This window comes from Mesorhizobium sp. M0571, from assembly GCF_040320985.1.
Lineage (GTDB): Bacteria > Pseudomonadota > Alphaproteobacteria > Rhizobiales > Rhizobiaceae > Mesorhizobium.
The window spans coordinates 25,612-44,596 of sequence record NZ_JAMYQT010000013.1; the positions used below are offsets into that span (position 1 = coordinate 25,612).

Annotated in this window: 21 protein-coding genes; 13 read left to right on the top strand and 8 right to left on the bottom strand. The window is 63.4% G+C overall.

The annotated features are described in order from the left end of the window. Positions 1–38 precede the first annotated feature (38 nt). The 4 genes from rpoN to lptC all read right to left on the bottom strand — a co-directional run bounded on the left by rpoN (position 39) and on the right by lptC (position 3,880). On the bottom strand, positions 39–1,565 hold the full coding sequence (gene rpoN, locus NKI85_RS16885) for an RNA polymerase factor sigma-54 (protein ID WP_352525182.1): 1,527 nt from the start codon (positions 1,563–1,565) through the stop codon (positions 39–41). Positions 1,566–1,762: 197 nt separating this feature from the next. Further along, positions 1,763–2,581 (bottom strand): LPS export ABC transporter ATP-binding protein, encoded by an 819-nt coding sequence (gene lptB, locus NKI85_RS16890; RefSeq protein WP_292664962.1) that lies wholly within the window; start codon positions 2,579–2,581, stop codon positions 1,763–1,765. Next, positions 2,581–3,180 (bottom strand): LptA/OstA family protein, encoded by a 600-nt coding sequence (locus NKI85_RS16895; RefSeq protein ID WP_352525180.1) that lies wholly within the window; start codon positions 3,178–3,180, stop codon positions 2,581–2,583. The genes lptB and NKI85_RS16895 overlap by 1 nt, the downstream gene beginning before the upstream one ends. After that, positions 3,167–3,880 (bottom strand): LPS export ABC transporter periplasmic protein LptC, encoded by a 714-nt coding sequence (gene lptC / locus NKI85_RS16900; RefSeq protein WP_352525179.1) that lies wholly within the window; start codon positions 3,878–3,880, stop codon positions 3,167–3,169. The genes NKI85_RS16895 and lptC overlap by 14 nt, the downstream gene beginning before the upstream one ends. Before the next feature lie 306 nt (positions 3,881–4,186). Between lptC and sppA the strand changes: the two genes are divergently transcribed. The 4 genes from sppA (at position 4,187) to lhpI (ending at position 6,901) form a co-directional block, all read left to right on the top strand. Continuing rightward, the gene (gene sppA, locus NKI85_RS16905) at positions 4,187–5,143 is read left to right on the top strand and encodes a signal peptide peptidase SppA (RefSeq protein WP_352525178.1); all 957 of its coding nucleotides are present in this window, start codon (positions 4,187–4,189) and stop codon (positions 5,141–5,143) included. 70 nt (positions 5,144–5,213) lie between these two features. Continuing rightward, the gene (locus NKI85_RS16910; RefSeq protein ID WP_006200394.1) at positions 5,214–5,498 is read left to right on the top strand and encodes an integration host factor subunit beta; all 285 of its coding nucleotides are present in this window, start codon (positions 5,214–5,216) and stop codon (positions 5,496–5,498) included. A gap of 49 nt (positions 5,499–5,547) precedes the next feature. Beyond that, positions 5,548–5,880, top strand: coding sequence for a LapA family protein (locus NKI85_RS16915; protein WP_352777032.1), 333 nt, complete (start codon positions 5,548–5,550; stop codon positions 5,878–5,880). A 52-nt stretch (positions 5,881–5,932) separates the two neighbouring features. After that, positions 5,933–6,901 carry a bifunctional Delta(1)-pyrroline-2-carboxylate/Delta(1)-piperideine-2-carboxylate reductase gene (gene lhpI / locus NKI85_RS16920; RefSeq protein WP_352525176.1) on the top strand — a complete coding sequence of 323 codons (969 nt, stop codon included), beginning with the start codon at positions 5,933–5,935 and terminating at the stop codon, positions 6,899–6,901. Positions 6,902–7,038: 137 nt separating this feature from the next. On the opposite strand, the gene NKI85_RS16925 is transcribed toward lhpI, so the two are convergent. Together NKI85_RS16925 and NKI85_RS16930 are read right to left on the bottom strand one after the other, a co-directional pair. Then, positions 7,039–7,407: a VOC family protein gene (locus NKI85_RS16925; RefSeq protein ID WP_352525175.1), complete on the bottom strand. Its 369-nt coding sequence runs from the start codon at positions 7,405–7,407 to the stop codon at positions 7,039–7,041. Positions 7,408–7,511: 104 nt separating this feature from the next. Beyond that, positions 7,512–8,195, bottom strand: coding sequence for a helix-turn-helix transcriptional regulator (locus tag NKI85_RS16930; protein ID WP_352525174.1), 684 nt, complete (start codon positions 8,193–8,195; stop codon positions 7,512–7,514). Between the two features lie 106 nt (positions 8,196–8,301). Here NKI85_RS16930 and NKI85_RS16935 point away from each other — a divergent pair, with 106 nt between their 5' ends. The 7 genes from NKI85_RS16935 (at position 8,302) to olsB (ending at position 15,866) form a co-directional block, all read left to right on the top strand. Then, the gene (locus NKI85_RS16935) at positions 8,302–8,787 is read left to right on the top strand and encodes an anthrone oxygenase family protein (RefSeq protein ID WP_352525225.1); all 486 of its coding nucleotides are present in this window, start codon (positions 8,302–8,304) and stop codon (positions 8,785–8,787) included. Between the two features lie 89 nt (positions 8,788–8,876). Then, positions 8,877–9,938, top strand: a complete 1,062-nt coding sequence (locus NKI85_RS16940; protein WP_352525173.1) for an RsmD family RNA methyltransferase — start codon at positions 8,877–8,879, stop codon at positions 9,936–9,938. Next, complete coding sequence (locus NKI85_RS16945) at positions 9,939–10,802, top strand: TrmH family RNA methyltransferase (RefSeq protein WP_352777036.1); 864 nt, start codon at positions 9,939–9,941, stop codon at positions 10,800–10,802. 26 nt (positions 10,803–10,828) lie between these two features. After that, positions 10,829–11,305: a signal peptidase II gene (lspA, locus tag NKI85_RS16950; protein WP_352525223.1), complete on the top strand. Its 477-nt coding sequence runs from the start codon at positions 10,829–10,831 to the stop codon at positions 11,303–11,305. 53 nt (positions 11,306–11,358) lie between these two features. Further along, entirely contained in the window at positions 11,359–12,348 is a 990-nt protein-coding gene (acuI, locus tag NKI85_RS16955; protein ID WP_352525170.1) for an acrylyl-CoA reductase (NADPH), read from the top strand. Positions 12,349–12,442: 94 nt separating this feature from the next. Continuing rightward, positions 12,443–14,731, top strand: a complete 2,289-nt coding sequence (locus NKI85_RS16960) for a PAS domain-containing hybrid sensor histidine kinase/response regulator (RefSeq protein WP_352777038.1) — start codon at positions 12,443–12,445, stop codon at positions 14,729–14,731. Between the two features lie 259 nt (positions 14,732–14,990). Beyond that, the gene (olsB, locus tag NKI85_RS16965) at positions 14,991–15,866 is read left to right on the top strand and encodes a l-ornithine N(alpha)-acyltransferase (protein ID WP_292664606.1); all 876 of its coding nucleotides are present in this window, start codon (positions 14,991–14,993) and stop codon (positions 15,864–15,866) included. Positions 15,867–16,016: 150 nt separating this feature from the next. On the opposite strand, the gene grpE is transcribed toward olsB, so the two are convergent. Further along, positions 16,017–16,649 (bottom strand): nucleotide exchange factor GrpE, encoded by a 633-nt coding sequence (gene grpE, locus NKI85_RS16970; protein ID WP_352777039.1) that lies wholly within the window; start codon positions 16,647–16,649, stop codon positions 16,017–16,019. A 235-nt stretch (positions 16,650–16,884) separates the two neighbouring features. Here grpE and NKI85_RS16975 point away from each other — a divergent pair, with 235 nt between their 5' ends. After that, complete coding sequence (locus NKI85_RS16975; protein ID WP_352777042.1) at positions 16,885–17,088, top strand: hypothetical protein; 204 nt, start codon at positions 16,885–16,887, stop codon at positions 17,086–17,088. Between the two features lie 125 nt (positions 17,089–17,213). Beyond that, a complete protein-coding gene (locus NKI85_RS16980; protein WP_352525222.1) occupies positions 17,214–18,236 on the top strand; it encodes a fatty acid desaturase in 1,023 nt (340 codons plus the stop codon). Positions 18,237–18,282: 46 nt separating this feature from the next. Here the strand turns inward: NKI85_RS16980 and NKI85_RS16985 are convergent, their stop codons facing one another. After that, positions 18,283–18,903, bottom strand: a complete 621-nt coding sequence (locus NKI85_RS16985; protein ID WP_352525164.1) for a DJ-1/PfpI family protein — start codon at positions 18,901–18,903, stop codon at positions 18,283–18,285. Positions 18,904–18,985: the final 82 nt, after the last annotated feature.

Sequence of the window (18,985 nt, forward strand, 5' to 3'; positions counted from 1 at the left end):
TCAATGAAAGGCGAAAGCTGTGGAAATTCCGCCGAAACTCAACGACCGGCGCTGGCCAAAGCGCGTTTTTCGCGCCGCCGTTGCACCGAAGAGGGTATGTTCATGCCTTCCCGGTATTTGGCAACCGTGCGCCTGGCGATGTCGACGCCGCTTTCCCGCAGCATGTCCACGATGGCATCGTCGGAAAGCACATCGACGGCTTTCTCCTCGTCGATCAGCTGCTTTATGCGATCGCGCACCGCTTCCGACGAATGCGCATCGCCGCCACCTGACGAAGCGATCGAGGCGGTGAAGAAATAGCGCAGCTCAAACACGCCGCGCGGCGTCAGCATGTATTTGTTTGCCGTGACCCGGCTGACCGTTGATTCGTGCATGCCGATGGCGTCCGCCACCGTGCGCAGGTTGAGCGGCTTTAGGTGCCGCACGCCGTGGACGAGAAAAGCGTCCTGCTGGCGCACGATCTCAGAGGCCACCTTGAGGATGGTCTTCGCCCGCTGGTCGAGACTGCGCGTCAGCCAGTTGGCGTTCTGCAGGCATTCGGCGAGGAAATCCTTTTCCGCCTGGTTTTTCGCATGTGGCGTGACCTGGGCGAAATAGATGTGATCGACCAGCACGCGCGGCAGCGTCTCGGCATTGAGCTCGACCGTCCAGCTGCCGTCATTGGCTGCGCGCACCTCGACGTCGGCCACGATCGCATCGCTGGCACCGCGCGAAAACGCCATTCCCGGCCGCGGGTCGAGCGCCCGGATTTCGGCTAGCATGTCGAGCAGATCCTCCTCGTCGACGCCGCAAATTCGCTTCAGCGTCTGGAAATCGCGCCGTGCCAGGAGTTCGAGATTGGCGATCAGCGCCTTCATCGCCGGATCGAGCCGGTCGCGCACGGCAAGCTGCAGCGACAGGCACTCGGCGAGGTCGCGGGCGAAGATGCCGGCAGGCTCGAATGTCTGGCAGATCGCCAGCGCCTTTGCCACCGCCGTGGCGTCCGTGCCGAGGCGGGCCGCGATCTCGGCCATATCCGCACGCATGTAGCCGGCCTCGTCGAGGCCATCGGCAAGCTCGCCGGCGATCAGGCGCGCCGCCGGATCGGCAAAGGCGAGCGCCACCTGCTCGCCGACATGGTCGCGCAGCGTGATGGCAGCCGCCGCCATATCTGCGACGTCGAAGCCGTCGGAGGAAGACGCCGAACTGTTGCCGGACGCCGATTTCCATTGCGCCGTCAGGTCGGGCCCGAGCCGCTCGCTCGTACCGGGATCGTCGGGAAACAGGTTTTCCAGCGACGTATCGAGCTTTTCCGAGATCGCCTCGGCGCTCCACGCCGTCTCCGCTTCGAACCAGTCGCCGCCGGCGGCCGATTCCGGTGCGGCGTCGCTCTTCTGCGCCTGGTCGCTGGCGGCGTCCTCCTGCGGTTCGGCGCGTTCCAGCAGGGGATTGCGTTCGATCTCGTCGTCGATGAAGCGTTCCAGCTCGAGGTGGGTGAACTGTAGCAGCCGGATCGACTGCATCAGCTGCGGCGTCATCACCAGCGACTGCGACTGTCGTAGCTGTAGTTTTGCCGCCAACGCCATGGTTCGGTTTCAAACGCCCCGTCTACGCACCCGCACTGCTGGAAAGAATTTTCCAGGCCAGCATAGAAACTGGCCCGGCTTTTGCTTGTCAAGACGAGGAGCGGCAAAACTCGCCTGCCAGCACGATTTCAGGCAGAAAATTGAAGAAAAAGCTACTGGACTACGCCGGAAATCGCGTTCGAACCGGAAGTTCGCATTTAGAGCGTAAATCCCTCGCCGAGATAAAGCCGCCGCACATCGGCATTTGCGACCACTTCGTCGGCCCGGCCATGGGTCAACACCTGGCCGGCATGGATGATATAGGCGCGGTCGATCAGGCCAAGTGTCTCGCGGACATTATGGTCGGTGATGAGCACGCCGATGCCGCGTGCCGTCAGATGGCGCACGAGCTGCTGGATGTCGGCGACGGCGATCGGATCAATGCCGGCGAAAGGTTCGTCGAGCAGCATGTAGGCGGGGCGCGTGGCCAACGCGCGTGCGATTTCGAGGCGCCGCCGCTCACCGCCGGAGAGCGACAGCGACGGAGCCTTGCGCAGATGGCTGATGTGGAATTCCTCAAGCAATTCGTCGAGCAGGCGCTCACGCTCCTTGCGGCTCTTTTCGACCACTTCGAGCACGGCCCGGATGTTTTGCTCGACGTTCAGGCCGCGAAAAATCGATGCTTCCTGCGGCAAATAGCCGATGCCAAGACGGGCGCGGCGATACATCGGCATCGATGTGACGTCGAAACCGTCGATTTCGATGGTGCCTTCGTCAACCGGCACCAGGCCGGTCACCATGTAAAAACAGGTCGTCTTGCCGGCACCGTTGGGGCCGAGCAGCCCAACCGCCTCGCCGGCGCGCACGCCCAGCGTTACGCCGCTGACGACTTTGCGGCCCTTGTAACTTTTGGTCAGCCCCTTGGCGATCAAGGTTCCCTTGAACTTTGCCGCTTCAACGGTGACCCTGGCCGGTGCCGCAAGTTTGCTAGCGGCGCGCCCTGGAAGACGCGCCAGCAGCGACGATATGCCGGTCATCAGGGTTTCGCTGCTCCGGACTTCGCCGGCGGCGTGATCGACATCATGACACGGCCGCCGCAGGCGTCGACCTGGGCAAGGCCGCTCTTCATCTGCACGGTGAGCTTGCAGCCGACAAGCACGTTGTCGCCTTGCGAGAGCACGACCTTGCTGCCCGAAAGCACCAGCACTTCGGTCTTCATGTCGAAGGTGCCGCGGTCGCCGGTGGCAACCTGATTGTCCGATTTGATGTAGACCTTATCGTCGACCTCGAGATGGTCGATGTTGGCGGATCCGGTCATTGCCGCGGCACCCGCCGGCTGGGCGCCTTTGGCGGCGCCTGCATCCCTGACGTAATAGACCGTCATTTTGCCGGCCTTGAGCACAGTTGGACCCTGGACGACGTTGACGTTGCCCGTGAAGACGGCAACGCTTTCCGCTTGACGCACCTCGAGCTTGTCGCTTTCGATCTGGATCGGCTTGTCGCCCGACAGCCTGAGGCCGGACATTTGGCTGGTCGCCTTGGACTGCGCCAGCGACGGCGCCGTCCCCAAGGTCAGCCCCAAGGTTAGCAACGCCGAAATCGCAGCGAGGCGCCGTGCCGAACTACTGAACCACATTGGTCTCTCCGCTCTTTGCCTCTGCCGCCTTCAGGCTGGCGGGATCGATGTCGACGCGCACCTTGTTCTCGAAAACCAGGACCTTGCCATTGTCCTGGACCGACATCGAATCCGCCCTGATCCGCGACCCGCCGCGGCTGACGTCGACGGGCTCGCTTGTCTTCATAGTGCCTTCGCCGATGTCGAGATAGACCGATTTGAATTTTGCCACCACGCCATCCGTGGTCGACACCGTCACGTCGCTGGTCAGGCTGAGCGTGTTGCCGTCGCGATCATAGGTGCCGTGCGTGGCATCGATGGCGGCCGTGTTGTCGGCCGCAATCGGCAGCTTGGCCTTGATGCCTTCCAGGTCGATGATGCCTTGTTTGCTAACGTCCTGTATGGCGCGCAGGGCCGTCATCGAATAGGGCAGATTCTGCTTGGTGAAGCCGTTGAGTTTGGGATTGGCCATCACCAGCTTGCCATCGGCAAAGGCGCCGCCGTCGGCCTGCACCTCGATTGCAGCGGGGGCCATGAGATAGGAATAGACCGGAAACGCGACCGCGATCACGGCGGCGACCAGCGGCACGGCCAGCTTGAGAATCCGGACCCGGCGCGAATGACGCTGCGCAATGTCAAACGCGTCGACCCGCGCCCAGCCTGCGGCCTTGGGAGCCAACTCCGTCTCGGTGTTGGTCGGTTCGATTGGTCCCGCTAACATGACTGCTTCTTCTAAACCCCTGCCCGCCAGGCCGCCCTATAGGTGGGGTGCCGGCGCCCTCAAGCAAGCACAAGCCGAGGAAAACCGCAAAAATGTGACAACCGCCCCTGTACAACGAAAATGCCCCCGGCGCGCCTGTACCTCATACCAGATATGGGCGCAGAGTGTTAGAGCCTGTAAACGTGACAGGTTGAAGCGTGCCGCGAACGCCGAAGACGGCCTTTGGCGCAAGGCCGTCAGGAAACGGTAGCCGGGCGCGAATGGTTGCTTTAAAAGCATCTGCTCCCACCGACTACGAGGCTGACCATGGCATTGAGAGCCGACGACCTGATCGACCGCCGCCGCTTGCGCCGCAAGCTGACATTCTGGCGTGTTGCGGCGATTGTTGTCGCAGCAGCCGGGCTGATCGCCTTTTCCGCCTGGATTTATGGCGACGACTTCACTGGCGCGGCTGTCGACCACATTGCCAAGGTCAAGATCGAAGGTACCATCACCGAAGACGAAGAACTGATCAAGCGGCTGGAAGCCATCCGTCAGTCGCCGCGCGTCAAGGCTGTGATCCTGTCGATCGATTCACCCGGCGGCACCACCGTCGGTGGCGAGTCGATCTACGAGGAAGTGCGCAAGCTCGCCGCCGACAAGCCGGTGGTGGCCGAGGTCGGCACGCTCGCCGCGTCGGCGGGTTATATGATCGCCACCGCGGCCGACCATATTGTCGCACGCAAATCATCGATCGTCGGCTCGATCGGCGTGCTGATCCAGTACCCGGACGTCAGCGGCCTTATGGACAAGCTTGGCATTAAGCTGGAGGAGGTGAAATCCTCGCCCTTGAAGGCCTCGCCGTCTCCCTTCAAGCCGACCAATGATGATGAGCGCGCCATGGTCCGCAAGCTCATTCTCGACAGCTACGACTGGTTCGTCGGCATCGTCGCCGAACGCCGCAACATGACCAAACCGGAGGTGCTGGCGCTCGCCGACGGATCGATCTTCACCGGCCGGCAGGCGGTCACCAACAGATTGATCGACGCGGTCGGCGGCGAGGCCGAAGCGATTGACTGGCTTGCAGGCAAGGGTGTCGATGCCAAGCTCAAAGTGGTGGAATGGAAGGACACGGAAAAACGCAGCGGTTTCCTGTTCTCCAAGACGATGGCGCAGACCATCGGCGGTGCGCTTGGCCTGCCCGGCTATGGCGGCGACGTCCTTCACGAAATTGGAGCGGACCGCTTGTTTCTTGACGGTCTCGTTTCCGTCTGGCACCCTTGAGACGAGTGAGAAAAGCAAATAAAATCATTCTGATAATTTCGACGGCACTGCTTTCACGGGGAGCCTTTTCATGATCAAATCCGAACTTGTGCAGATCATCGCCACGCGCAACCCGCATCTTTTCCTGCGCGACGTCGAAAACATTGTCGGCGCCATCTTCGATGAAATCACCGACGCCCTTGCCGAGGGCAACCGGGTCGAGCTGCGCGGCTTCGGTGCGTTTTCGGTGAAAAACCGCCCTGCCCGCACCGGCCGCAATCCGCGTACCGGCGAATCCGTCGAGGTCGAGGAGAAATGGGTGCCGTTCTTCAAGACCGGCAAGGAATTGCGTGAAAGGCTGAACGGAGGCAAATAGGCGCGGCGCCCGCCGACCCGCTCCTGCCTTTTCTTCCGAACGGAAAAACATGTTCAATCGCTTCATCCTCATCGTGGTTTTCGTGCCGCTGGCCGTCATCCTGATTGCGCTGGCCGTCGCCAACCGCGAACCGGTGGCCTTCACGCTCGATCCGTTCAATCCCGGCAATCCGGCGCTGACGCTGACCGTGCCGCTCTTCATTTTCCTGTTCCTGGCGCTGGCCATCGGCATGATCGTCGGCAGCCTGGCGACCTGGATCAAGCAGGGTCGCTACCGCAAGCTGGCGCGCCAGCGCGGCGCCGAGGCTGAGAACCTGCGCCAGGCGGTCAGCCGCGCGCCCACCGCGGCGCAGGGCCCGGCCTTGCCGAAGCCGACGAACTGAGCCGCGGTTCGGGCCTGAAGCGCAGCTGGCCTATTTCTCCACGGAGCCTTCCATGCTGACCATTTCCGCCGCCGAGGTCGACCGTGCGCTGACCTTTTCCGGGCTGGTCGAGACGTTGCGCGCCGCTTTTCGCGACGGCGCTGTGCAGCCGATCAGGCACCATCACACGGTCGAGCGGCCCGATGGCGCCGCCTCGACGCTGCTTTTGATGCCGGCCTGGACCGACTTCAACGCAGCCGGCACCTCGGCCGATGGCCATATCGGCGTCAAGATTGTCACCGTGTCACCCGACAACAATGCCGTAGGCAAGCCTGCGGTGATGGGGCTTTACCTCTTGCTCGACGGCGCCACCGGCGAGCCGCAGGCCTTGATCGACGGCCAGCGGCTGACGCAGTGGCGCACGGCCTGTGCCTCGGCGCTGGCCGCCTCGTATCTGGCCCGCGAGGACGCCTCGCGGCTGCTGGTGGTCGGCGCCGGCGCGCTGTCGCCATTCCTTGCAAAGGCGCATTCGGCGGTGCGGCCGATCAAGAACATCCGCATCTGGAACCGCACGCCGGCCAATGCCGAAAAGCTCGCGGCAAAATTGCGTGCCGAGGGTTTTGCGGCCGAAGCAGCAGGCGATCTCGACGCCGAACTCGGCCAGGCCGATATCGTGTCGTCGGCGACCATCACCACCACGCCACTGATCAAGGGCGCACTCTTGAAGCCAGGAGCCCATGTCGATCTGGTTGGCGGCTTCACGCCGGCGATGCGCGAAAGCGACGACGACGCGATTGCACGCGCCCGCGTCTATGTCGACACCCGCGCTGGCGCCATCAAGGAAGCCGGCGATATCGTCCAGCCGCTGGCCTCCGGCGTGCTGAAACCGGAAGCCATCGTCGCAGACCTGCATGAACTGGCACGCGGCCAGAAAAAAGGTCGGCAGAGCGATGACGAGATCACGCTGTTCAAGTCGGTCGGTGCGGCCCTCGAGGACCTCGCCGCCGGCATTGCCGTGTATCGCGCAAGCGTAGGGCAGTAGGGCAGTAGGGCAGTAGGGCAGTAGGGCAGTAGGGCAGTAGGGCAGTAGGGCAGTAGGGAGCCGTACCAATCGTGCGGCTTCGTGCCAATCATATTTCCTATTCACCTACTGCCTTACTGCCTTACTAACCTACTGCCTTATTCCCTTTGCCAATAAACCCGCAGCCGGTGGTTATCCGGATCGAGCGCGACGAAGGTCCGGCCGAAATCCATGTCGGCCGGGCTCTGCAGGATTGTCAGGCCGCGGCCGGCCCACTCGGCATGGGTGGCGTCGACGGCTGCAGGCGTATCCAGCGCAAAGACGACCTCGGCGCCGCCACCTGCTGCCGCGGCGGCCGGCTCCACCGTGTGACGCGACCAGAGGCCGAGCTTGAAGCCGTTGTCGAGCACGAACAGCACGAAGGTCGGCGAGGTATCGACCGGCTCCCGCCCGAGCAGAGCGCTATAAAAGGCGCCGCTGTACTCAGGCTTGTCGACATAGAGGATGACGAAATTGGGCGGTGTCATGAATTGCTCTCCAGATGGTTTCGACTGGAGGAGCATAAGGCATCCCACTGCCAGATTCTGGCAGCAGCCTTTATTGCGGGCAGCCTTTAACCTGGGCAGCAGCCTTAGCTTGGCTTGTCGAGCGTCGCCCGCCATTCCCTCAGCAGCACCTGGCGACGGCGCGGATAGCGCATCTCGGTGGCGTTGAGGCCGGATATCCGATCGGCGCGAAAGTGTCTGAAGTCCTGGCGCATCTCGCACCACGCCGCGACGACGCGCACCTTGTCGAAGAAGCCGAGCGCAAATGGCCAGACGGTGCGCTCGGAGGCAGCGCCGCCGGCATCGCGATAGACAAAGCTCAGCTTGTGCTCCTCGCGGATGGCCTGCCGCACCACGCCGAGATCGATGCCTTCGATGACCTCGGTGCGCGATCCGACCAGCAGCGTCGAGGCATCGAGATCTTCACGCAAATCGTCCGGCAGCACCGCGGCGACCTTGGCCAGCGCGTCGGTGGCAGCGTTCGCAAGCCGCCAATCCGGCTGCTTGGCCACCCAGCGCGAACCGAGCACGATCGCCTCGATCTCCTCGTCGGTGAACATCAAGGGCGGCAGCATGAAGCCGGGCCTGAGCACATAACCCAATCCCGCCTCGCCCTCGATCCGCGCGCCCTGCCCCTGCAGCGCGGCAATATCGCGATAGAGCGTGCGGATCGACACGCCCATTTCGCCTGCAAGGCTGCGACCGCTGACCGGCCGGCGATGACGGCGCAGTATCTGGATCAGGTCGAGCAGGCGTTCAGCACGGGACATGAATCATAACCTGGTTTCAATCGACGATAGAGCCCCAGCACTTTCGGCGGCAAGCAACATGGTAGCGGACGGGAACATCTACGGCCTCGCTCCGTTGTTCGAACCTATGGAAATCCGCGGGTTCCTATTGTTCTGGTCGATTTTGACCACCACCGTCGCTGCGCTCAGCCTTGGGCCATCCTTCGCCCATGTGCTAGAATCGGTGCCGCGACTGACCAGATGGTCGCCTTCGCTTTGGCGTGAAACTACGGTCTTCAACGCTCAGTTCCAATTCTTCGCGACTATCGGCGCACCGCTGGACGTGGCGGCGATCGTCTGTCCGGGTCTACTCGCATGGATGCTGCGCGGCGACCGCCCGGCATTCTGGTGGGCGTTGGCCGCCACCATGCTTTACCTGATGGCCCTTGTGGCGTGGGTTGCGCTGGTCAAACCGGCAAACGATGTCCTGGCTACCTGGGTGCCCGGACCGATCCCGGACAATTTCGAAACTATCCGGAGCCGCTGGGAAACGGGCCATATGGTCGTCACCGGCTTCAAGGCCGCCGGTTTCATAGCGCTCGTCGTCGCCCTGCTTTCGATCCGGCGCGGCTGATCCTTTCGCAAATGCCGGCGGCCGCTTTGTTGCGCCGGTCAATGTGCTGTGGCAGAAGCGGCCGAGCCGCCGCCCGGAGATGCGCCTTCTTGAAACCTTTTCGCGACAAACGCCGCGACAGCCGCCCGCCCGCGAAGGGCGTGGCGGAGCAGCCGCGGCAGCGCGACGCCAATCGAACTGCTGGTCCGGAGACAAAACCGCAGGACCGGTCCGAGCCTAAAGCCGCGCCACGCCTGCTGTCGCGCCGCGACGGCGCGCTGCCTGCCGAACATTTGCCGCTGATCCTCGAAGTCGGTCCCAATCAGGACTACGCGCTGCTCGACAGCGGCGCCGGAGAAAAGCTCGAGCAATACGGCCCCTACCGCATCGTTCGGCCGGAGGGCCAGGCGATCTGGCAAAAGGCTTTGCCGGCCAGAGACTGGGAGCGCGCCGACGCCATTTTCACCGGCGATACCGACGAGGAAGGCATCGGCCGCTGGCGCTTTCCGAAGACACCGCTCGGCGAGACCTGGCCGATGAAGCATGACGGCATCGACTATCTCGGCCGCTTCACTTCGTTTCGCCATGTCGGCGTCTTTCCCGAGCAGGCCTCGCATTGGGACCACATGGCCGGGCTGATCGCGGCGGCAAAACGGCCGGTCAAGGTGCTGAACCTGTTCGGTTACACCGGCCTTGCTTCGCTCGTGGCGGCGCGTGCTGGCGCCGAGGTCACCCATGTCGATGCTTCCAAGAAAGCGATCGGCTGGGCCCGCGAAAACCAGGAGATGGCGGGCCTGTCGCAAAAGCCGATCCGCTGGATCGTCGACGATGCCGTGAAATTCGCCGAACGCGAGGAGCGCCGCGGCAACCGCTATGACATCATCCTGTTCGACCCGCCCGCCTATGGCCGCGGACCGAAGGGCGAGGTCTGGCAGCTATTCGAGGATCTGCCGGCGCTGACCGACATCTGCCGCGCCATCCTGACGCCGAAGCCGCTCGCCGTGGTGCTGACCGCCTATTCGATCCGCGCCTCCTTCTTCGCCATCCATGCCTTGCTGCGCGACACCTTCGCCGGCATGGGCGGCACGGTCGAATCGGGCGAGTTGATCATTCGCGAGAAATCCGCCGGCCGGGCGCTGTCGACCTCGCTGTTCTCGCGCTGGGTGGCCTGAATGAGTACATACGAACGGCACGCAGGCGCGCCAGGGCAGGTGAAGGAAGTCACCAGCCTCGCCAATCCGCTGATCAAGGACATCAAGGCGCTCGCCTTGAAGAAATTCCGCGACCAGCAGAATGCCTTCATGGCCGAAGGCCTGAAGCTGGTCATCGACGCGCTCGATCTCGGCTGGACGATCAGGACACTGGTCTTCGCCAAGGCCGCACGCGGCAATGCGGCGGTCGAAAAAGTCGCGGCGCGCACAGTTGCCGCCGGCGGCACCGTGCTTGAAGTTTCGGAAAAGGTGCTGGTCGCCATCACCCGCCGCGACAATCCGCAAATGGTCGTCGGCGTGTTCTCACAGAAATTCCTGCCGCTGAAGGACATCCGCGCCCAGGACGGCGACGTCTGGGTGGCGCTCGACCGCGTGCGCGACCCCGGCAATCTCGGCACCGTCATCCGCACAGTCGACGCCGTCGGCGCCACGGGTGTCATCCTGGTCGGCGAGACAACCGATCTTTTTTCGGTCGAGACGGTGCGCGCCACCATGGGTTCGATCTTCGCCGTGCCGGTCGCCAAGGCGACGCCTGAGGCTTTCCTCGCCTGGCGAAAGAGCTTTCCCGGCCTCGTCGCCGGCACACATCTTAAGGGTGCGGTCGATTACAGATCGGTCGATTTTTCAAAAGGTCCGGTGCTTTTGATGATGGGCAACGAGCAGCAAGGCCTGCCTGACGAGTTGGCTGCAAGCTGCGACAGATTGCTGCGGATACCGCAGGCCGGCCGCGCCGATTCGCTCAACCTGGCGGTGGCCACCGGCGTCATGCTGTTCGAGATCCGGCGCGGCGCGCTGAAGCTCGGCCCGGAGGAAGCCGGATCGTGACATCCCAAACCGTGAAACTGCAAACCATGAAGTCCTGGAGCCCCTACGCTCTTCTGGTCGTCGCCGCGATAGCGTTCGACCAGTGGCTGAAGTATCTGGTCGAGACCGGCCTTGCCTTTCAGCAAAGGCTCGATCTGTTGCCGTTCCTGGCACTGTACCGCACCTACAACACCGGCATCGCGTTTTCGCTGTTTTCGTCCTTTGGCGACACCGGCCTGGTGGTCGTCGCGGTCCTGGTGGTCGCTTTCGTGCTCTACCTCGCTGCCCGCACGCCGCCCGGCCACCTGCTTGCCCGCGTCGGTTTCGCGCTGATCGTTGGCGGTGCGCTCGGCAATCTGATCGACCGCGCTACCTATGGCCATGTCATCGACTATATCCTGTTCCATACGCCGGTCTGGTCCTTCGCCGTCTTCAACCTCGCCGACGCCTTCATTTCGGTCGGTGCCGTGCTGGTCGTCTTCGATGAACTCATTGGCTGGGGGCGCGGGACCTCGCACGATTGACCTCACTGGCTGGGCGCCACACACTTCAGAACCGAACGCCTCGAGGAGAAAAAATGCTCGAAACCTTCAAAGCCATCCTCGTTTCGCGCGACGCCGAGAAAAAACAGTCGGTCGCAGTGACCGAACTCACCGAGGCAGACCTGATGGAGGGGGACGTTACCGTCGCGGTCGAGGCGACGACGGTGAACTACAAGGACGGTCTTGCCATAACAGGCAAGGCACCGGTGATCCGCCGCTGGCCGCTGGTGCCGGGCATCGATTTCGCCGGCACCGTCACCTCGTCTTCCAATCCCGACTGGCGCAAGGGCGATCGCGTCATATTGAACGGCTGGGGCGTCGGCGAGACGCATTTCGGCGCCTATGCCGGACGCGCCCGCGTCAACGGCGACTGGCTGGTGCCGCTGCCGGACGGCATGAGCCCGCATGATGCGATGGCGGTCGGCACCGCCGGCTACACCGCCATGCTTTGCGTCATCGCGCTGGAGCGGCACGGCATCGTGCCCGACCGCGGCCCGGTGGTGGTGACGGGTGCTGCCGGCGGCGTCGGCTCGGTTGCGGTCTCGATCCTGTCCAGCCTCGGCTATCACGTCATCGCTTCGACCGGCCGCAGTGCCGAACGCCCTTACCTGATAGACCTTGGCGCGGCCGAAGTGATCTCACGCGACGAGCTTACCCAGCCGGCAAAGCCGCTCGCCAAGGAACGCTGGGCCGGCGGCGTCGATGCTGTCGGCAGCCACACGCTGGCCAACGTTCTGTCGATGACCTCCTATGGCGGCGCCGTCGCCGCTTGCGGCCTCGCCGGCGGCATGGACCTGCCAGCAAGCGTCGCTCCGTTTATCCTGCGCGGTGTCTCCCTGCTCGGCATCGATTCCGTGATGGCGCCCAAGGCGGTCCGCATCGAGGCCTGGCGCCGCATCGGCACCGATCTCGATCACGCAAAGCTTGCCAGCCTGTCGACGAGCATCGGCTTCGACGGCATCATCGGCGCGGCGCATGACATCGTCGAGGGCAGGATCCGCGGCCGAGTGGTGGTGGACATGTGAGCCCAAGGGCAACAAGGGACAAAAAGAGCGCGACCGCTAAAATTCGAACGATCCGCCACAACCTTCCATAAGCTCTATCTGGCAGGAGTTCCGTATGATTGCGGAACCCGGCATCAGAGAGGCGGAACCAGCCGAACGGGCCGACGGGACGGCTCCCGAGGCGCCAGGGCGGCAGCTTGTCGCCGCTCCACCGCTGGCGCCGGAATTGCCGGATGCCAACCGCGAAGGCCTGCCGTTCCTGACGCTCGTCGCCATCGTCGTGCTGGCAGGCCTGTCGCATCTGACCGGAGCGCCGATCTTCATCACCATCGGCCTTTTGGCGACAGCCATGGCCGGGCTCGCCATGCATCTGCGCAACAGGCGCGCCGAGCGCCGCGCGGTGGCCTTGCTCGGCGCGACGGCGGCCCGCAGCCGCGCCGAGATCGAGACGCTGGCCGACCGCATGTGGGAGATGCAGGAGAGCGAGGAGCGCTTCCGCGGGCTGATCGATGCGCTCGGCGATCTCGTCGTCCACCGCGACCGCGACGGCCACATCGTCTACGCCAACAAGGTTTTCGCCGACCTTGTCGAAACCGACCAGCGCGACCTTGCCGGCAAGACCTTGGCCGAACTCGGCATCGATGTCGGCATCGTCCCCGACGCCGCCTTTTCCGACCATGAATGCCTGAGTTCCACCGACGTCGCCATTCGCACGCCGGACGGTCCACGCTGGTTCTCTTGGATCGAGCTGTCGGTGCGCGACAAGGACAGCGGCGCCGTTTCGCATCGTGCCATCGCCCGCGACATCACTGCCCGCAAGCGCGCCGAATCGTCGCTGATCACCGCCCGCGAGCGGGCCGAATATGCCAGCCAAGCCAAATCGCGCTTCCTCGCCACCGTCAGCCACGAGATCCGCACGCCGATGAACGGCATCATGGGCATGGCGCGGCTTCTCGCCGACACCAGCCTTTCGCCCGAGCAGCGGACCTATGTCGGCGCCATCTCGACCTCGGCCAGCGCGCTGCTGGCTCTGATCGAGGACCTGCTCGATTACTCCAAGATCGAGGCCGGCCGCTTCGATCCGGAACCGCAGCCGATGTCGGTGCGTGAGATCGCCGACAACGTCGTCGAACTCTTGGCGGCGCGGGCCTTTGCCAAGGATATCGGCCTCGGCTGCCATGTCGAACCCGACGTGCCGCAGCTGATCACCGCCGACCCCGGCAGGGTCAGGCAGGTGCTGCTCAACCTCATCGGCAACGCCGTCAAGTTCACCGACAGCGGCGGCGTTCTGGTAAGCATCGCCCGCGTCGGCACCGAAACCACCGATCGCATCCGCTTCACCATCGCTGACACCGGCCCCGGTCTGCGTGAGGAGGACATGGAGCGCATCTTCGAGGACTTCGAACAGGCCGACGGCACCTCGACCCGTGCGCATGGCGGCGCCGGCCTCGGTCTTGCCATTTCCAAGCGCCTGGTGACCGCCATGGGCGGCACTATCTCGGTGTCGAGCCGGCTTGGCCAGGGGTCCGAATTCGTCTTCGAGATTCCCGCTATTTCCGCAGTCGAGGCGCCGCAGATCCGCCAGAACGCGCTGTCGGGCCGGCATGCGGTGATCGTGTCGAAGAATCTCGTCGAGGCCGAAGCCATCGCCCGCACCATTCGCGCCAATGGCGGCACGGTCGATCTGGCCACCACCGCCGCCCAGGCCACCCCTTTCGCCGAGGGCTGCGACGTGCTTCTGGTCGATGCTGCCATGGAGGAAAGTGACGGCAGGCTGCTCAGGCGCCTGCGCCAGGGCGGCTTTGCCGATTGCGAGGCGGTGACGCTGATCGCGCCGACCGACCGCGGCATGCTTGGCGAGTTCCGCGCCAACGGTTACGCCACCTTCCTGGCAAGGCCGGTGCGCGGCGAGACACTGCTGCGCGTGCTTTTGACCAGCCATGCGCCGGTCATCGCCGAGCCGCAGCCGCAAAAGCGCGGCGCGCAAGCTGTGCACGCCATTGGCGGCCGCCAGCAGGGCCTGTCGGTGCTGATCGCCGAGGACAACGACATCAACGCCATGCTGGCCCGCGCCACGCTGCTGAAGGCCGGGCATCGCGTAAAAGTGGTCGGCAACGGCAAGGCCGCGGTCGAGGCGGTCATCAGCACCGGCCACAAGCACCGCTTCGATGTGGTGCTGATGGACCTGCATATGCCGGTGATGGACGGTCTGGACGCCATCGCCGCCATCCGCCGCTATGAGGAGGAGACCGCGGTGCCGCCGGTGCCGATCATGGTGCTGTCGGCCGACAGCCAGGAAAAGACCCGCCACGCCGTGCTCGCTCACGGTGCCAGCGGCTTCGTCACCAAGCCGCTCGACCCCGATGCCCTGGTTCACGCGGTCGAAGGGCAAGTGGCTGCCTGAGCCGCTTTCGATCACCCGATAGCCGGTTGGCATTAGAGCGCCCGCGTCTCTTGGACGCGCAAAGGACGCTCTAACACTTTGACTTTTTCGCATGATCCTTTCCGGAAACCAATTTCGGTTTCCGGGGTCATGCGATACCCAGCCGACGAAGTATTGCCCGCAGAGCCGTATCACGGTACTGTCACAATCCTGTTGCACCTACACCGTATCCCCGTGCCAAGAGGGATGGCTCGAAGGAGAATCACTCGTGCATACAGTCATGCCGGAATGTGATGCTCGGCCGAACGCCAGCGGGCCTTTGCTTGTCGGCCGGAACGCCGATGCCGTCATAAAAGGCGCATCGCTCGGCCGCATCGGCAATCTCGAAGTGCGGCTCGCCCGCAACGAGGCCGAGATCGCTGCCGCGCAGGAAGTGCGCTACCGGGTGTTCTACGACGAGCTTGGTGCCAGGAAGGACCTGTTCCAGATGCAGGACCGCCGCGATGCCGACCGCTTCGATCCCCTCTGCGATCATCTGCTGGTCTTCGATACTTCGCTTTCCGGCCCCGAGCATCGCCGCATCGTCGGCACCTACCGCCTGCTGCGGCAGGAGATTGCCGCAGCAGCCGGCGGCTTCTATTCCGAGGGCGAATTCGAGCTGACCAAGTTGATCGCCCGGCATCCCGGCCAGCGCTTCCTTGAGCTTGGCCGCTCCTGTGTTCTGCCGGAATACCGTTCGAAGCGCACCATCGAGGCGCTGTGGCAAGGCATCTGGGCCTATATCAACCATTACGGCATCGGCGTGATGACAGGCTGCGCGTCGTTCCACGGCACCGTGCCGGCGGCACATGCCGAGGCGCTGACCTATCTTGCCCATCACTGCCGGACGAATTCATCCTGGGACGTGCGTGCCGTCGCCGGGCGCTATTGTTCCATGGATCTGATGCCGATCGAGGCCGTCAATGCCAAGGCGGCGATCGCCGCCATGCCGCCGCTGGTCAAGGGCTATCTGCGCGTCGGCGCGCGCATCGGCGACGGCTGCGTCATCGATCGTGAATTCTCGACGGTCGACGTGTTCGTGGTGATGCCGGTCAAGGAGATCGGCGCCCGCTACGTCAACTATTATGGCGGGGAAGCGCAGCGCTTCGCTGCGTGAATAGTGAATAGTGAATAGTGAATAGTGAATGATGAATAGTGAATGATGAATAGTGAATGATGAATAGTGAATGATAGAAACGAAGCCCGTCTGGCTTCTACAAACTACTTTCTACCAACTACTAACCATTCACTATTGACCATTCATCATTCACGCATCCTTCTCAGCCTGCTCGTTGACCGGCCCCGGCTCCGGCGCTTCGCTTGCCACATGCTTGGGGCCGCCCTTGGCGACGCCGACCATGGCCGGCCGCAGCACGCGCTCGCCGATCGAATAGCCGGGCTGCACGACCTGGACGACCGTGTTGGCGGGCACGTCGGGATTGGGCACCTCGAACATCGCCTGGTGGAAATTCGGATCGAATTTCTCCCCCTCGGGCTCGAGCTTCTTCACACCGTGCCGCTCCAGCGCCGACAGCATGGCGCGCTCGGTGATCTCGACGCCGTCGATCAGCGCCTTGAAGCCGGCATCGCCCGATGCCTTGGCCTCCTCCGGGATGGCATCCAGCGCACGGCGCAGATTGTCTGATACCGACAGCATGTCGCGGGCAAAATTGGCGACCGCATAGGCGCGCGCGTCGTGGACGTCTCGGGCGGTGCGGCGGCGCAAATTCTCCATGTCGGCCGCGACGCGCAGCGCGCGATCCTTCAGCTCTTCGTTTTCCTTCAGAAGCCGCACAAGCGCTTCATAGTCGCCGTCGACGCCGCCTTCCCTTGGCTCCGCGGCAGCCTCGGTCTTCTCGGCTTCATCGGGCGCGCGTTCGTCTTTTGCCTGGTCGCTCATCGCCGTTTCCCGTCATTTCGAATGGTGTGGATTTGCGCCCGATATCGAGGTTTAGCGGCCAAAAATCAAGGGGCAAGCGATACTGCAGCCGCTGTCGCGGCTTGATGGCGGACGGCGCAGACCTTTCGATTTTAATTCAAACTTTACCACAGCTGCCGGCTTTGCTTGCCAGGATACTACAAAGCGGGAACCATTCCTCCCCTGGAAGAGTTTCGAAGCCGACACAGGATTTTGGATGATGCCCCGCAGGAATGGCGAAAAACGCGACGGGCTCGCCGCCGATATCCGGCGCCAGCTCGGCACCGAAGCGACCAAGCGCTTTCTGCGCACCTTGCCGGCCTACCGCACGGAGTCCGATATTCCCGACCGTTTGAAGGAATTGCTTGACCGCCTGGACGGCATCGAAGCCAACATGGTCGCAGGCGGGCGCCGTCGGTAGACGCCGTTGCCGGCGGCGCGCCCGGCGATTGCGGCCGGAAACTCCTCGCATCGCGCGACATTTACGCGCAGTAACTTTGCGTGACCCCATCTTGTGGCAGCGCCCTGCACCGCCTATGTTTCATGATGAACATGATTTCCCCCGAAGCTGTGGCAAACAGCAAGCGTGCCTGGTTGAAAATCCTGTCGCGCTATAAAAAGCCCGACAGGCGTCGCAGCGCCGTCGAACTCGCCATCACCCTCATCCCTTTCGCCACGCTGTGGGCATTGTCCTCGGCCGCTTATGCCTATGGCCATTGGTGGGGTCTGGTCCTCATCCTTCCGGCCGCCGGCTTTCTGGTGCGGATCTTCATGATCCAGCACGATTGCGGCCACGGCTCGTTCTTTGCCAATCGCTATGCCGACGACTGGATCGGCCGCGTGCTTGGCGTGCTGACGCTGACGCCATACGATTGCTGGCGCCGCGCCCACGCAACCCATCACGCCAGCGCCGGCAATCTCGACGAGCGCGGCACGGGCGACATCAAGACGCTGACCGTGGCCGAATATCGGCAACTGTCGTGGCGAGGTCGGCTCGCCTATCGCCTCTATCGCCACCCGCTGGTGATGTTTGGCCTTGGCCCGATTTGGATCTTCATTTTCGAGCAGAGACTGCCCTTGGGCATGATGCGGGGCGGTCTCACCCCTTGGGTGTCGTCGATGTCCACCAATCTCGCCATCGCCGTCATCGCTGCCCTGCTCATCTGGTTTGTTGGCCCCGGCGCGTTCCTGGTCGTCCATTTGCCGATCGTCATCCTCGCCGGATCGGCCGGCATCTGGCTGTTCTATGTCCAGCATCAGTTCGAGGAGACGGAGTGGACAAAGGACTCCGAGTGGGAATTCCAGCGCGCCGCCCTGCACGGCTCGTCCTATTACGACCTGCCGCCGGTGCTGAGCTGGCTCACTGGCAATATCGGCGTCCATCACGTGCACCACCTCTCCGCCAAGGTGCCATGCTACCGGCTTCCGGAAGTGCTGAGGGACTATCCGGAGCTGCGTGAGATCGGCCGCATAACGCTGTTCGACAGCCTGCGCTGCGTCAAGCTGGCGCTGTGGGACGAGAGCCGCAACAAGCTGGTGTCGTTCCGCGAAGCGCGGATGGCCATGTAGACGCACCGCCGCGCTGCCTGCGCGGCGGTTTATTTAGGACTCTAAATCAAGCCGCCTGGCGTTCGTCGCGCATCAGGATCTCGCCCTGGCGGATCTCGGTGCCCAGCACTTTCAGGCATTCGCGCATGAAGGCGGCAAGGCCCGGCCAGCCCTTGGCCGACACAAGATTGCCGTCGACATGGGCGCCGGTCGGCGCAACGTCGATATAGATGCCGCCGGCCAGCGTGACTTCCGGCTCGCAATACTGCAGCGCCGCGACTTCCCTGCCGCGCACGACGCCGTCGACCGCGATTAGGATCTGCACGCCGTGGCAGATGGTGAAGATCGGCTTGCCGGTGTCGTGGAAATGCCGCACCAGCGCCTGCACGCGCTTGTCGATACGAATATATTCCGGGCCCCGCCCGCCCGCCGCGTAGACGGCGTCGTATTCGGCCGGGTTGACCTCGGAAAACGTCTTGTTGAGAATGTAGTCGTGGCCGAGCTTTTCCGTATAGGTTTGGTGGCCTTCGAAGTCGTGCAGCGAGGTCTTCAGGATATCGCCCGCCTTCTTGTCGGGACAGACGACATGGACGGTGTGGCCCACCGCATGCATGGCCTGTTCAAAGACGAAAATCTCGTATTCCTCGCTGAACTCGCCAACGAGCATCAATATCTTCTTGCCAGCCATATCCGGTTCCTCCCTTGTGGCCACACATTTATTTCGGATCTCGAAATAATAGACCTATCCTAAAGCGGGGACGGGCAAAATA

Coding starts and splice junctions, on each gene's coding strand:
- NKI85_RS16925 (WP_352525175.1), bottom strand. CDS start 7,407: ATGACACCGCCCAATTTCGTCATCCTCTATGTCGACAAGCCTGAGTAC.
- NKI85_RS16910 (WP_006200394.1), top strand. CDS start 5,214: ATGATCAAATCCGAACTTGTGCAGATCATCGCCACGCGCAACCCGCAT.
- acuI (WP_352525170.1), top strand. CDS start 11,359: ATGCTCGAAACCTTCAAAGCCATCCTCGTTTCGCGCGACGCCGAGAAA.
- NKI85_RS16930 (WP_352525174.1), bottom strand. CDS start 8,195: ATGTCCCGTGCTGAACGCCTGCTCGACCTGATCCAGATACTGCGCCGT.
- lptB (WP_292664962.1), bottom strand. CDS start 2,581: ATGACCGGCATATCGTCGCTGCTGGCGCGTCTTCCAGGGCGCGCCGCT.
- NKI85_RS16935 (WP_352525225.1), top strand. CDS start 8,302: ATGGAAATCCGCGGGTTCCTATTGTTCTGGTCGATTTTGACCACCACC.
- lspA (WP_352525223.1), top strand. CDS start 10,829: ATGAAGTCCTGGAGCCCCTACGCTCTTCTGGTCGTCGCCGCGATAGCG.
- olsB (WP_292664606.1), top strand. CDS start 14,991: ATGCCGGAATGTGATGCTCGGCCGAACGCCAGCGGGCCTTTGCTTGTC.
- grpE (WP_352777039.1), bottom strand. CDS start 16,649: ATGAGCGACCAGGCAAAAGACGAACGCGCGCCCGATGAAGCCGAGAAG.
- NKI85_RS16980 (WP_352525222.1), top strand. CDS start 17,214: ATGAACATGATTTCCCCCGAAGCTGTGGCAAACAGCAAGCGTGCCTGG.
- NKI85_RS16985 (WP_352525164.1), bottom strand. CDS start 18,903: ATGGCTGGCAAGAAGATATTGATGCTCGTTGGCGAGTTCAGCGAGGAA.
- NKI85_RS16895 (WP_352525180.1), bottom strand. CDS start 3,180: ATGTGGTTCAGTAGTTCGGCACGGCGCCTCGCTGCGATTTCGGCGTTG.
- lhpI (WP_352525176.1), top strand. CDS start 5,933: ATGCTGACCATTTCCGCCGCCGAGGTCGACCGTGCGCTGACCTTTTCC.
- NKI85_RS16975 (WP_352777042.1), top strand. CDS start 16,885: ATGATGCCCCGCAGGAATGGCGAAAAACGCGACGGGCTCGCCGCCGAT.
- rpoN (WP_352525182.1), bottom strand. CDS start 1,565: ATGGCGTTGGCGGCAAAACTACAGCTACGACAGTCGCAGTCGCTGGTG.
- NKI85_RS16945 (WP_352777036.1), top strand. CDS start 9,939: ATGAGTACATACGAACGGCACGCAGGCGCGCCAGGGCAGGTGAAGGAA.
- NKI85_RS16960 (WP_352777038.1), top strand. CDS start 12,443: ATGATTGCGGAACCCGGCATCAGAGAGGCGGAACCAGCCGAACGGGCC.
- lptC (WP_352525179.1), bottom strand. CDS start 3,880: ATGTTAGCGGGACCAATCGAACCGACCAACACCGAGACGGAGTTGGCT.
- sppA (WP_352525178.1), top strand. CDS start 4,187: ATGGCATTGAGAGCCGACGACCTGATCGACCGCCGCCGCTTGCGCCGC.
- NKI85_RS16915 (WP_352777032.1), top strand. CDS start 5,548: ATGTTCAATCGCTTCATCCTCATCGTGGTTTTCGTGCCGCTGGCCGTC.